This is a genomic window from Streptomyces sp. NPDC001980 (genome assembly GCF_040296885.1).
In the GTDB taxonomy this organism is placed as follows: domain Bacteria; phylum Actinomycetota; class Actinomycetes; order Streptomycetales; family Streptomycetaceae; genus Streptomyces.
This window is the reverse complement of sequence record NZ_JBEOYD010000004.1, coordinates 356,703-369,817: the sequence shown is the minus strand read 5'-3', so window position 1 is coordinate 369,817 and position 13,115 is coordinate 356,703. Positions and strand designations below refer to the sequence as shown.

At 71.5% G+C, this 13,115-nt stretch carries 11 protein-coding genes; 1 reads left to right on the top strand and 10 read right to left on the bottom strand.

Features of this window, described 5'->3' with window-relative positions; all coding sequences use genetic code 11:
- Positions 1–209 precede the first annotated feature (209 nt).
- The 10 genes from ABT137_RS08550 to ABT137_RS08505 form a co-directional block, all read right to left on the bottom strand.
- A complete protein-coding gene (locus ABT137_RS08550; protein WP_351704511.1) occupies positions 210–1,034 on the bottom strand; it encodes a Pro-rich N-terminal domain-containing protein in 825 nt (274 codons plus the stop codon).
- A 142-nt stretch (positions 1,035–1,176) separates the two neighbouring features.
- Positions 1,177–2,268, bottom strand: coding sequence for a 3-dehydroquinate synthase (gene aroB, locus ABT137_RS08545; RefSeq protein ID WP_351704508.1), 1,092 nt, complete (start codon positions 2,266–2,268; stop codon positions 1,177–1,179).
- A complete protein-coding gene (locus tag ABT137_RS08540) occupies positions 2,265–2,747 on the bottom strand; it encodes a shikimate kinase (RefSeq protein WP_351704738.1) in 483 nt (160 codons plus the stop codon). The genes aroB and ABT137_RS08540 overlap by 4 nt, the downstream gene beginning before the upstream one ends.
- Positions 2,748–2,779: 32 nt before the next feature.
- Positions 2,780–3,964, bottom strand: coding sequence for a chorismate synthase (gene aroC, locus ABT137_RS08535; protein WP_351704505.1), 1,185 nt, complete (start codon positions 3,962–3,964; stop codon positions 2,780–2,782).
- Between the two features lie 166 nt (positions 3,965–4,130).
- Complete coding sequence (locus tag ABT137_RS08530) at positions 4,131–4,970, bottom strand: shikimate dehydrogenase (RefSeq protein WP_351704502.1); 840 nt, start codon at positions 4,968–4,970, stop codon at positions 4,131–4,133.
- Positions 4,951–6,684 (bottom strand): endolytic transglycosylase MltG, encoded by a 1,734-nt coding sequence (mltG, locus tag ABT137_RS08525; protein WP_351704499.1) that lies wholly within the window; start codon positions 6,682–6,684, stop codon positions 4,951–4,953. The genes ABT137_RS08530 and mltG overlap by 20 nt, the downstream gene beginning before the upstream one ends.
- A 123-nt stretch (positions 6,685–6,807) precedes the next feature.
- Positions 6,808–7,272, bottom strand: coding sequence for a Holliday junction resolvase RuvX (gene ruvX, locus ABT137_RS08520; protein ID WP_351704496.1), 465 nt, complete (start codon positions 7,270–7,272; stop codon positions 6,808–6,810).
- Positions 7,273–7,286: 14 nt separating this feature from the next.
- Positions 7,287–9,959, bottom strand: a complete 2,673-nt coding sequence (gene alaS / locus ABT137_RS08515; protein WP_351704493.1) for an alanine--tRNA ligase — start codon at positions 9,957–9,959, stop codon at positions 7,287–7,289.
- Positions 9,959–10,306 carry a hypothetical protein gene (locus ABT137_RS08510; RefSeq protein ID WP_351704490.1) on the bottom strand — a complete coding sequence of 116 codons (348 nt, stop codon included), beginning with the start codon at positions 10,304–10,306 and terminating at the stop codon, positions 9,959–9,961. The genes alaS and ABT137_RS08510 overlap by 1 nt, the downstream gene beginning before the upstream one ends.
- A 10-nt stretch (positions 10,307–10,316) precedes the next feature.
- The gene (locus tag ABT137_RS08505) at positions 10,317–10,757 is read right to left on the bottom strand and encodes a DUF948 domain-containing protein (protein WP_351704735.1); all 441 of its coding nucleotides are present in this window, start codon (positions 10,755–10,757) and stop codon (positions 10,317–10,319) included.
- A 180-nt stretch (positions 10,758–10,937) separates the two neighbouring features.
- On the opposite strand from ABT137_RS08505, the gene ABT137_RS08500 reads away from it, so the two are divergent.
- Positions 10,938–13,103: an ATP-binding protein gene (locus ABT137_RS08500; RefSeq protein ID WP_351704487.1), complete on the top strand. Its 2,166-nt coding sequence runs from the start codon at positions 10,938–10,940 to the stop codon at positions 13,101–13,103.
- Positions 13,104–13,115 lie beyond the last annotated feature (12 nt).

Genomic DNA, 13,115 nt, shown 5'->3' with positions numbered 1-13,115 from the left:
GAGTGGGGTGGCGGGGCGCCGTTGTGGGGTGCGGGTCCGGTGGGTTTGCCGCGCAGTTCCTCCCCCAGCCTTCGGCCGGGGGTACCCCCAGCGCCCCTGAGACCGCAGGCCGTCCGTCGGCCGCGGGCCCGTGGGGGTGTTCGCGCCCACGCGGCGGAGCCGCATACGGAAACAGCCCCGCGCCCCCGGGTTTCTCCACCGGCCCCGGGTTACCAGTTCGGGGGGCTCGCTATCGCCCGTGCCAGGACCTCGTCGAGGACCCTTGCCGTGCCAGGGACATCCAGCTGCGAGTTGTCGATGATGGGGAGGCCCGAGCCGTACCAGCCCGCCATGCGGCCGTGGATGCGGGCCACTTCCTCGTCGGTGAGGCGGCGGTTGCCCGTGCGTTCCGCGTTGCGCTCCAGGACGATGTCGAGGCCCGGGAGGAGGACGACCGGGAGGAGGCCGGGGCCGACGTGGCGCTTCCAGCCGCCGAGGCCGACGACCGGGCGGTCCGGGAAGACCGCGTCGTCGAGGATGCACGAGATGCCGTTGGCGAGGAAGTTGCGCGCGGCGAAGCCGCAGGTGCGGCGGGCGAGGCGGTACTGGGCCTCGGAGTGGTCGTTCCACCCGGACTGGGGGTCGGCGAAGCCGGAGCGGACCCATTCGCGGACGTCGTCGAGGCTGATGTGGGCGGTGGGGACCCGGCGGTGGTCGGCCCAGTACTTGGCCACGCTGGTCTTGCCCGCGCCGGCCGGGCCGATGAGGAGGACGGCCAGGGTGGTGCTCGTCGGGTCGGGAACCGTGGCGGCGGGGGGCGCACTCGGCATGCCCACCGGGGCGCCCGGCGGCAGCGGGACGTGGCCCGTGGAGTCGGGCGGCGGCGGGGCCGAGGGCAGTGGAGGAAGCGGCGGCTGCGGGGGCGCGGGCGGTGGCGGCGGCACTGGCGCGGGGCCCTGCGGTGCTCCCGGGTGGTGCGCGGCCGGCTGCCAGCCGGTCGATCCCTGCCCCGGCTGATGGGGCGGCGGCAGCGGAGATCCCACTGCGTGCTGCATCCGGTGCCACTCCGTCTCGTCATGTTCGGCTGCGCTCGTTACCGAACGGTACCGCCCCCGGTGGTCGTTTGGTGAAACGGCCGGGGGCGGTCCGAAGTGCCCGTTACGCGCGGCGAATCGGGCGGATGGAACAGCGGCGGACTTACTGCCCGACCTCGCCGTACGCAGCGAGCAGCACGGCCGGGTCCGGGCCCTCCAGGACGGTCGGCTTGGCGAGGCCGTCCAGGACGATGAACCGGAGCAGGTCGCCGCGGGACTTCTTGTCGACCTTCATCGTCTCGACCAGCTTGGGCCACTGGTCGTAGCGGTAGTGCAGCGGGAGGCCGACGGACTCCAGGACCGTACGGTGGCGGTCGGCCGTCGCGTCGTCCAGGCGGCCGGCCAGCCGGCCCAGCTCTGCGGCGAAGTGCATGCCGACGGCGACCGCGGCGCCGTGCCGCCACTTGTAGCGCTCGTTCTTCTCGATGGCGTGGCCGAGCGTGTGGCCGTAGTTGAGGATCTCGCGCAGACCCGATTCCTTGAGGTCGGAGGAGACGACCTCCGCCTTCACCCGGATGGAGCGCTCGATCAGCACGGCCGTGTGCGGGCCGGCCGGGGTGCGCGCTGCCTCCGGGTCGGACTCGATGAGCTCCAGGATCACCGGGTCGGCGATGAAGCCGGCCTTGATGACCTCGGCGAGCCCGGAGACGTAGTCGTTGACCGGGAGCGAGTCGAGAGCGGCCAGGTCGCAGAGGACGCCCGCCGGGGGGTGGAAGGCACCCACCAGGTTCTTGCCCTCGGCCGTGTTGATGCCGGTCTTGCCACCCACCGCCGCGTCGACCATGGCCAGCACGGTCGTCGGGACGGCGATCCAGCGGACCCCGCGCAGCCAGGTCGCGGCCACGAAACCGGCGAGGTCCGTGGTCGAACCGCCGCCCACGCCGACGATGACGTCGGAGCGGGTGAAACCGGACTGGCCGAGCGCCTTCCAGCAGTAGGCCGCGACCTCGGCGGTCTTGGCCTCCTCGGCGTTGGGCACCTGGATGGCGACGGCCTCGTAGCCCTGCCCGGCCAGGTCGGCGCGGAGCGCGTCGCCGGTCTCGGCGAGCGCCTCGGGGTGGATCACGGCCACCCGCTTCGCCCTGTCCCCGATCAACCCGCCCAGCTCGCCGAGGAGCTGACGGCCCACCAGGACCTCGTACGGCTCGGTGCCCGCCGTGCCGCCGACCTGGATCCGGGTGACTGCCTCGCTCATGCTTCCTTCAACTCCAGTGCGTCCAGGGCTGCTTGGGTGACGTCTTCGGGCGTACGGCCGTCGGTCGCCACGACGGCCGTGGCGACCTCCTCGTAGAGGTGCCGCCGCGCCTCCATCAGCTCGCGCCACTGTTTGCGCGGGTTGATGGCGAGCAGCGGCCGGGCCGCGTTCAGGCCGGTGCGCTTGACGGCCTCCTCGACGTCCATCGAGAGGTAGACCACCCGGGAGCCGGCGAGCAGGCCGCGGGTCTCCGCGTCGAGGATCGCGCCCCCGCCGAGCGCGAGGACGCCCTCGTGCTCGGCCAGCGCGACCCGCACCGCCCGCTTCTCGATCTCCCGGAAGACCGGCTCGCCCTCGGCCACGAAGATGTCGGCGACGGTGCGGCCCTCGGCGGCGACGATGTCGTCGTCGGTGTCCCGGTAGCCGACCCCGAGCCGCTCGGCGAGCAGCTCCCCGACCGTGGACTTGCCGACTCCCATCGGCCCGACCAGCACCACCCGTGGTGCGCCGGTCACCGGATGGCCAGGTTCTCGAGGTACGACCGGACGTTGCGCCGGGTCTCGGGGACCGAGTCGCCGCCGAACTTCTCCGCGACCGCGTCCGCCAGGACGAGCGCGACCATCGCCTCCGCGACGATCCCGGCCGCCGGGACAGCCGACACGTCCGAGCGCTGGTGATGGGCCTGGGTGGCCTCGCCGGTCGCCACGTCCACGGTCTGCAGCGCCCGCGGCACGGTCGCGATCGGCTTCATCGCGGCCCGCACCCGCAGCAGCTCACCCGTGGAGAGCCCGCCCTCGGTGCCGCCGGCCCGGCCGGAGACACGGCGGATGCCCTCGGGCGTGCTGACGATCTCGTCGTGCGCCTTCGAGCCCGGCACCCGGGCCAGCTCGAAGCCGTCGCCGATCTCGACGCCCTTGATCGCCTGGATGCCCATCAGGGCCCCGGCGAGGCGGGCGTCCAGCTTCCGGTCCCAGTGCACGTGCGAGCCGAGGCCGACGGGGACGTCGTACGCCAGCACCTCCACCACACCGCCGAGGGTGTCGCCGTCCTTGTGGGCCTGGTCGACCTCCGCGACCATCGCCTTCGACGCGTCGGCGTCCAGGCAGCGCAGCGGGTCGGCGTCCAGCTTCTCGACGTCGGCCGGGGTGGGGTAGACGCCGGCCGGGGCCTTCACGGAGCACAGCTCGACGACGTGCGAGACGATCTCGATGCCCGCCGTCTCCTTCAGGTACGACCGGGCGACGGCGCCGAGCGCCACGCGGGCCGCGGTCTCCCGGGCGGAGGCCCGCTCCAGGACCGGCCGGGCCTCGTCGAAGCCGTACTTCTGCATACCGGCCAGGTCGGCGTGGCCGGGACGGGGCCGGGTCAGCGGGGCGTTGCGGGCCAGCCCGGCGAGGATCTCGGGGTCGACCGGGTCGGCCGCCATGACCTGCTCCCACTTGGGCCACTCGGTGTTGCCCACCATGATCGCGACCGGGGAGCCGAGGGTGAGACCGTGCCGGACGCCGCCGAGGAAGGTGACCTCGTCACGCTCGAACTTCATGCGCGCACCGCGGCCATAACCGAGCCGCCGCCGCGCCAGGTGGTCGGCGACCATCTCGGTCGTGATCGGCACGCCGGCGGGAAGGCCCTCCAGCGTCGCGACAAGTGCGGGACCGTGGGACTCCCCCGCGGTCAGCCAACGCAGCCTGCTCAACGATGCTCCTCAGTGCTCGCGCCCTGGTACTGCCCTGCGTACGCGCGTCCTCGCGTACGGCGACGGCCGACCGGGTGCGCGGGCCCCGGTCCGTCATGTCCGATCCTCCCACGTCCGGGCCCTCGACCCGGCGCCCGGTCCAGCAGACGGACGCGGATCCGTCAGGTCAGCGCTCGGCGAGCGCCTTCTCCCCGGCCCGGCGCATGGCGTCCAGCGGCGCCGGGCTCCGGCCGGTCATCTGTTCGACCTGAAGCACGGCCTGGTGCACCAGGAGGTCGAGGCCGCTGACGACGGCGCCTCCGAACATGGACCAGCGGGCGGCCAGAGCGGTGGGCCAGGGGTGGTAGAGGACGTCGAAGAGCGTGGTGGGGCGCTCCGGTACGGCGGTGGCGAGGGCGTCGGTGGTCCCGGCGGGGGTGGTGGCGATCACCAGCGGGGCGTGCAGGGCCTGCTCGGCGTCGGCCCAGTCGGCGGTGCGGACGTCGACGTCGAGCCGCTCGCCCCAGTGCCGCATCTCGGCGGCGCGCTCCTCGCTGCGGACGTAGGCGACGACCTCGCCGGTGCAGATCCGGGCCAGGGCGGCCAGCGCGGAGGAGGCGGTGGCACCGGCGCCGAGGATGGCGGCGGAGCCGACCTGTTCGATGCCGTGCTCGCGGAGCGCGGCGACCATGCCCGGGATGTCGGTGTTGTCCCCGAGGCGGCGTCCGTCCTCGGTGAAGACGACGGTGTTGACCGCGTCGACCGAGGCGGCCGTCTCGCTGATCTCGTCGACCAGCGGGATGACCGCCCGCTTCAGCGGCATGGTCAGCGACAGCCCCGCCCACTCCGGTCCCAGCGCCCCGAGGAAGCCGGGCAGTGCGGCCTCGTCGACCTCGAAGCGCTCGTACGACCAGTCGGTGAGGCCGAGTTCGTCGTACGCGGCCCGGTGCAGCACCGGGGAGAGGGAATGGGCGATGGGCTTACCGAGCACGGCGGCCCGGCGGGCGTCAATTGCCCGAGTTGGCATTGAATTTTTCCTTGAGCTGCTGGAATTCCGCGTAGGTCTTGGCGAATTCGGTGTTGTTCTGGCCGTCGGTCGCCACGAAATAGATCCAGCCGTCCTCGGTCGGATTCAGTGCCGCCTTCAGCGCGTCCTCGCCGGGGTTGCCGATCGGACCGGGCGGAAGCCCCTTCTGGGTGTACGTGTTGTAGGGGTCCCTGTTGCTGTTGATCTCCGACTCGCTGATGTGGATGTTGCTGGTGCCCTTCAGGTAGTTGAAGGTCGAGTCGAATTGCAGCAACTGGTTCGTCTCGGTGTTCGTGGACTTGAGACGGTTGTAGACCACCTCCGCCATCTTGCGGAAGTCGTCGTGCGTCTTTCCTTCGGCCTGGACGAGGCTCGCGACCGTGATGACCTGCAGCGGGCTGTCCAGGTCGTACTTCTTGGCCTGCGCCTCAAGGTCGTAGGTGGCGTACTCCTCCTTGGCCGCGGCGACCATCTGTTTCAGGATCGCGTCGGGCTTCATGCCCTTGGCCGCGGGATAGGTACCCGGGTAGAGGAATCCTTCCAGCGGGTCCATGATCTTCCTGTTGGTGTTCGCGTAGCTCGGCAGGCCGAGGTTCTTGTATTCGGCCTTGGCGGCCTTCTTGGAGGAGCCGGCGGAAAGGCCCAGTTTCTTGTCGAGGGCCACGTAGACCGCCGCCGCACGCTCGCCCGGGGTGACCACCACATTGGCCTGGCTCTTCGGGTCGAGCATCAGCAGCACGCAGCTCGCGGCGGACATCTCCTTCTTGAGGGTGTAGGCACCCGCCTGGATCGTGTCGCCCTTCGAGTTCTGCGTCTGCGCGTGGACGAACGCGTCGACGCTCTTGACGACACCGGCTTCCTTCAGCCGACGGCCGATCTCGTATCCGCCCGCGCCCTTGGGGATCTGGACGGTCACCGTCTCGCCGGAGCCGCTGCCCGCGTAGTCCGGGGCCGCGCCGAAACGATTTTGGTAGAAGTGCCAGCCGAAGTAGCCGACGGTGGCCGCGCCGCCGCCGAAGACCAGGCAGACCACGAGGCAGGCACAGCCGCTGCGGCGCTTCTTGGCGCCCTTGCCGCCTTTGGCGTCCTTGCCGCGGCCACCACCGCGGCGTCCTTTCGGATCGTCGTCCCCGTCGTCGTCATCGTCGTCGGCGCCCGTGAAGAAGGGGTGCTGCTCTTCCTCCTCCTCGACGGCGGGCTCCGGCTGCGGTTCCGGCTCGGGACGCCTGCGGCCGGGCGGCTCCGGGGGCGGGTAGGCGTCCTCGGTGCCGTAGAAGTCGGGCTGCTCGCCGCCGTAGGCCACGGGCTGCTGGCCGTAGGGGTCGCCCGGGTCGGCGGCGTAGGGAACGTGGCCGTGGGTGCCGGTCGCGTCCCAGGTGCCCTGGTGGTACTGCTGCGGGGCGTGGCCGACGTACTGCTGGTCGTACTGCGGCTGGCCGTGCCCGTGGGTGTGCTGGCCCTGTCCGTCGGCGTACTGGAGTTGGCCCTGCTCGTCGTAGTACGCGTACTGCTGCTGGTCGTACCCGCCCTGCGGGTGCTGGCCCCAGTCGCCGTACTGCTCCTGCTGCGACTGCTGCGGATAGTGCTGCGGCTGGCCGCCGTAGGGGGACTGCTGACCCACGTGGGCCTGCTGTCCTCCCCACCCGTCGTCCCCGTAAAACGGGTCCTCCGGATGCCACGGTTCGGAGCCTGGGCCCCGGCCATACTCAGTCATCGATCCCCTAGAGCCGCGAGGCGGCGCGTCACGCGGCTGGTGGGCCGACCGACCGTTCCGCCTCTTGCTGTGCGGTGGCTGTTCGAAAACCATCGCATCGCGCGGAACGTTACCGTATCGCGATCAGATGACTACTTCGACGCCCTCGCCGGGTGGTTTACCTGACACCCGTTCGGATTCCAGCGCCTGCTGGAGGATGATCACAGCGGCTGCCTGGTCGATGACCGAGCGCCCCTTCTTGGATTTCACCCCCGAGGCGCGCAGTCCCTGACTGGCCGTCACGGTCGTCATCCGCTCGTCGACCAGCCGGACCGGCACCGGTGTGACGCCCTTGGCCAGCTCCTGGGCGAAGGCCCGGACCTTGACGGCGGCCGGGCCCTCGCCCCCCTTGAGAGAGCGCGGGAGTCCGACGACGACCTCGACCGGTTCGTACTCCTCGACCAGTTGCCGCAGCCTGCGGTGGGCCGCCGGGATGTCCCGGCCGGGGACCGTCTCGACCGGGGTGGCGAGGATCCCGTCCGGGTCGCACGAGGCGACCCCGATCCGGGCGTCCCCGACGTCGATCGCGAGTCGACGTCCTCTGCGCATTTCCGACCGTTTCCTTACTTGGCGGTCTCGGTCACGAGGCGCTCGACGGCGTCGATGGCCTCGCCGACCGCGGCCGGGTTCTGGCCGCCGCCCTGGGCGACGTCCGGCTTGCCGCCACCGCCGCCGCCGAGCGTCTTGGCGGCGGTGCGGACCAGGTCACCGGCCTTGAGGCCGCGGTCGCGGGCGGCGTCGTTGGTGGCGATGACCGTGAGCGGCTTGCCGTTGTTGACCGTGAACAGGGCGACCACGGCGGCGCGTCCGCCCTGGATGCGGCCGCGCACGTCGAGGACCAGCCTGCGCAGGTCGTCCGGGGTGGTGCCGTCCGGGACCTGCCCGGTCACCACGGCGATCCCGCGGACGTCCTTGGCGGACTCGACGAGACCGCCGGCGGCCTGCAGCACCTTCTCCGCGCGGAACTTCTCGATCTCCTTCTCGGCGTCCTTCAGCTTGCCGAGCATCGCGGAGACCTTCTCCGGCAGCTCCTCCGGGCGGCCCTTGATCAGCTCCTGGAGCTGGGCGACGACCGTGTGCTCACGGGCCAGGAAGTTGTAGGCGTCGACGCCGACGAGGGCCTCGATGCGGCGGACGCCCGAGCCGATCGAGGACTCGCCGAGCAGCTTCACCAGACCCAGCTGGGAGGTGTTGTGGACGTGGGTGCCGCCGCACAGCTCCTTGGAGAAGTCGCCGATGGTCACCACGCGGACCCGCTCGCCGTACTTCTCGCCGAACTCGGCGATGGCACCCTGCTTCTTGGCCTCGTCGATGCCCATGATGTCGGCGCGCACGTCGAGGTCGCGGGCGAGCACCTCGTTGATCTTCTGCTCGACGTCGGTCATCACGACCGTCGGAACGGCGGACGGCGAGCCGAAGTCGAAGCGGAAGCGGCCGGGCTGGTTCTCGGAGCCGGCCTGGGCGGCCGTCGGGCCGAGGGCGTCGCGCAGCGCCTGGTGGGTGAGGTGGGTGGCCGAGTGGGCGCGGGCGATGGCGGTCCGGCGCCGGGAGTCGATCGAGGCGTGGGCCTTGGCACCGACCGTCACCTCGCCGACCTGGACGACGCCCTTGTGGACGTAGACGCCCGGGACCGGCTTCTGGGTGTCGCGGACCTCGATGACGGCACCGGAGTCGACCTTGATCCGGCCGGTGTCGCCGATCTGGCCGCCGCCCTCGGCGTAGAAGGGGGTGCGGTCCAGGACGATCTCGACCTCGTCGCCCTCGCCGGCGGCCGGGGAGGAGACGCCGTCGACGAGGATGCCGACGATCGTGGTCTCGCCCTCGGTGTCGCTGTAGCCGATGAAGTCGGTCTCGCCGGTCTTGTCGGCGATCTCGCGGTAGGCCCCGGCCCCGGCGTGCCCGGTCTTCTTGGCCTGGGCATCGGCCTTGGCGCGCTCCCGCTGCTCCTTCATCAGGCGGCGGAAGCCCTCCTCGTCCACCGAGAGGCCCTGTTCGGCGGCCATTTCGAGGGTGAGGTCGATCGGGAAGCCCCAGGTGTCGTGGAGCAGGAACGCCTTGTCGCCGGCGAGGACCTTGCCGCCGGACTCCTTGGTCTCGGTGACGGCGGTGTCGAGGATGTTGGTGCCGGCCTTCAGGGTCTTGAGGAAGGCGTTCTCCTCGGCGACGGCGACCTTCTCGATGCGCTCGCGGTCGGTGACCAGCTCCGGGTACTGCTGGCCCATCATGGCGATCACGGTGTCGATCAGGTCGAGCACGACCGGGCCGGTGGCACCGAGCAGCCGCATGTTGCGGATGGCGCGGCGCATGATGCGGCGCAGCACGTAGCCGCGGCCCTCGTTGCCGGGGGTGACGCCGTCGCCGATGAGCATGACCGACGTGCGCATGTGGTCGGTGACGACCCGCAGCGAGACGTCCGAGGCGTGGGCTTCGCCGTAGTGGACACCGGTCAGCTCGGTGGCCTTCTTGATGACGGCCATGGAGGTGTCGATCTCGTACATGTTCTGCACGCCCTGCAGAATCATGGCGAGGCGCTCCAGGCCGAGGCCCGTGTCGATGTTCTTGCTGGGCAGCTCGCCGAGGATCTCGAAGTTGTCCTTGCCGATGCCCTCGCCGCGCTCGTACTGCATGAAGACGAGGTTCCAGATCTCCACGTACCGCTCGTCGTTGACAGCGGGGCCGCCCTCGACGCCGAACTCGGGGCCGCGGTCGTAGTTGATCTCGGAACACGGGCCGCACGGGCCGGGGACGCCCATGGACCAGTAGTTGTCCTTCATGCCGAGGCGCTGGATGCGCTCCTTCGGCACGCCGATGACGTCGTGCCAGATGCGCTCGGCCTCGTCGTCGTCCTTGTAGACGGTGATCCACAGCCGGTCCGGCTCCAGGCCGTAACCGCCCTTGTCCTGGGGCGCGGTGAGCAGCTCCCAGGCGTACTTGATGGCGCCTTCCTTGAAGTAGTCGCCGAAGGAGAAGTTGCCGCACATCTGGAAGAAGGTGCCGTGCCGGGTGGTCTTGCCGACCTCTTCGATGTCGGGGGTGCGCACGCACTTCTGCACGCTGGTGGCGCGCGCCCACGGCGGCTTGACCTCACCGAGGAAGTAGGGCTTGAAGGGCACCATGCCGGCCGGGACGAGGAGCAGAGTCGGGTCGTCCGCGATGAGCGACGCCGAAGGGACGACGGTGTGACCGCGCTCCTCGTAGAAGCTCAGCCAGCGGCGGCGAATCTCGGCCGACTCCATCAGTGGTCCTCATTCCGGTTGTACGAGTACGTCGTCCTGTCATCGGCGTACTTCGGGTTGCTGCGGTTCTCGATAGCGGCGAACCGCCGGGGCGCGGGGAGTTCGGGGTCCGCGTTGATACCGAGCGCGTCGCCCAGCTCTTCCTCCCGCTGGGCCATGTTGTCGCGGACGTCGAGCGCGAAGCCGATCGCCCGGTCCTTGATCCGGTGGCCGGCCTCCAGGGCCTTGTTCGCGGCGGTGGCGGCGAGGCTCTCGGGGGTCAGCTGCTTCAGCTTGCGGTTGACCTTGGTGGTGGCCCACACTCCGGCGGCGACACCGGTGGTGAACCAGAACGTACGGCGGAACATGGCCTGGCTCCTACTTTCCCCGGTTCTTGCGCCGTGCGGCGGGGACGGTCCGGCCCACGATCACCGTACGCCTGGGCTCCTTCACGGGCACGTCCGCCTTGCGGCCCACCAGCGCCCGGCGCACGCCGTAGCCGAAGGCCGCGACCTTGACCAGCGGGCCGCCGAAGGTGGAGGCGACCGTGGTGGACAGCGCGGAGGCGTTGGACGTGACCTCCTGGACGTCGGAGGCGATCGCGTCGACCCGGTCGATCTGGGTCTGCGCGGAGCGTACGGCCGCGGAGGCGTCGGCGAGCAACGGGACGGCCTGGTCGGTCACGTCCGCCACGAGCTTGGTGGTCGCCTTGAGCGTCTGGGCCAGCCTCACGAGAGCCACCGCGAGGAAGGAGACCAGGATCGCCCAGAAGACGGCCACCAGGATCCCGGCCACCTCTCCACCGGACACCGCGCGCACCCGCTCCCTGTCTCGTGCCTGGACCACGTTGATCAACCACCGCGTGGATCTACCTCGAAAAGTCTGCACCGAGCCTATCGCGCCGGGGCTGGCGGTCCGTACCGGATTACCGCGCGCGGAAGGCGGAGTTGCGGGAAGCGATTGTACGGACTGAACACGGTTAAGTACGCTCCGTGTCCCATGCGAGGTCCTCAGCGCCCCGGCCGCTCGGCGGACGGCAATCTGCCCCTGGAACTGACCGCCTTCGTGGGCCGGTCGGCCGAACTCGGCGAGCTGTCCCGGGCCCTGGAGTCCGGCCGGCTGGTGACGGTGACCGGAGCCGGTGGGGTGGGCAAGTCCCGGCTCGCGGCCCGGGTGGCGGCCGGCGCGGCGCCCCGGGACGGGGTCTGGCGGGTGGAGCTGGCGCCGGTGCGCGACCCGGAGTTCGTGGAGTACGCGGTCGTGGAGGCGCTCGGGCTGACCGACCACACCACCCGGCTGCCGCGCGAGACACTCCTCGAACAGCTGGCCGACCGCCGGATCCTGTTGCTGCTCGACGGGTTCGAGCATCTGGTCGACGCGTGCGCGGAGCTGGTGGCCGAGCTGCTGCGGCAACTGCCGGACCTGGCCGTGCTGGCGGTGGGCCGGCGGCCGCTCGGGGTGGCCGGCGAGCGGCTGTTCCCGCTGGGGCCGCTCGGCGAGGACGAGGCGGTGGAGCTGCTCACCGAGCGCGCCGGGCAACAGGGGCTTCAGGTGCGGGACTGCGCGGAGGTGCGGGAGGTGTGCCGGCGCCTGGACGGGATCCCGCTGGCGGTCGAGCTGGCGGCGGGGCGGCTGCGGGCGCTGTCGCCGGGGCAGTTGCTGGGGCGGCTCGACGACCGGTTCCGGCTGCTGACCGGCGGCGGGCAGGACGCCCTCCCCCGCCACCGGACGCTGCGCACCGCGATCGGCTGGAGCCACGAACTGTGCACGCCCGCCGAGCGGTTGCTGTGGGCCCGGCTGTCGGTGTTCGCGGGGACCTTCGACCTGGAGGCCGCCGAGTACGTGTGCAGCGGGGACGGGCTGGCGTCCGAGGAGGTCCTGGACGTGCTGGCGGAGCTGCTCGCCCAGTCGGTGGTGTCCCGGGCGGAGACGGGGTCGGGCGTGCGCTACCGGATGCTCGACACCGTACGGGCGTACGGCGCGGACTGGCTGGCGGCGACGGGGGACGCGGGGCGGCTGCGGCGCCGGCACCGGGACTGGTTCATGGGGCTGGCGACCTGGTGCGATCTGGAGTGGTTCTCACCGCGGCAGAGCGAGGTGGCCGCGCGGGTCGAGGCCGAGCTGCCGAATCTGCGGACGGCCCTGGACCACTGCCTGACCGAGCCGGACGAGGCGCATCTGGGCCAGTACCTGGCGGGCTCGCTGTGGTTCTACTGGGCGGGCTGCGGGCGGCTCTCGGAGGGGCGGCGCTGGCTGGAGCGGAGTCTGGAGCTGGACTCGGAGTATCCGCAGTCCCGGCTGAAGGCGCTGTGGGTGCTCGGCTATGTGGCGATCCTCCAGGGCGACGCGGTGCCCGCCCTTGCCGCGCTGCAGGAGTGCCGTGCGGAGGCCGAGCTGGCCGCCGACCCGACGGCGGTGGCGTACGCGGAGCACCGGACCGGCTGTCTGGCGCTGGTCACGGACGACATGGCGCGCGCGGAGACGCTGCTGCGCTCGGCCCTCGGCCGCTACCAGGAGATCGGCGAGCTCAACAGCAACGTCCTGATGGGCCAGGTCGAACTGGCGATGACCAGGGCGTTCCTCGGCGATCTGCCGGACGCGGTACGGCTGTGCGAGGACGTGCGCCGGGTGTGCGAGGACCATGGCGAGCGCTGGGCCCGCTCGTACGCGCTGTACGTGCTGGCGTACGCGTCCTGGCAGGACGGCGAGCACGCGGCGGCCCGGGAGCTGCTGACCGACTGCCTCGGCCACGCCCACGGTTTCCGGGACCTGCTGGGCTCGGTGCTGTCCATCGAGCTGCTTGCCCTGGTGACGGTGGCGCAGGGCGACCCGGCGGAGGCGGCGGTGCTGCAGGGCGCGGCCGGGCGGATGTGGCCCTCGGTGGGCCTGCCGTTGTTCGGCTCGGCTCATTACAACGCCCCGCACGAGCTGTGCGAGGCGACGGCCCGGCGGGCGCTGGGCGACGAGCGGTACGCGGAGTGCGTACGGCAGGGGGCCCGGCTGGACCGGGAGGCGGCGGTGGCCCGGGCGCTGGAGTACTTCGGGGTACGGCCGCTGGACGCGCTGCCCGCGCCACGTGGGCCGGTACGGCAGCGGCGGGAGGGTACCGACATGCGGAAGCCCGCCGCCTCGCCCACCCGGAAGGGCGGGGAGCCGGCGGGCTGACGCTGAGGTGCT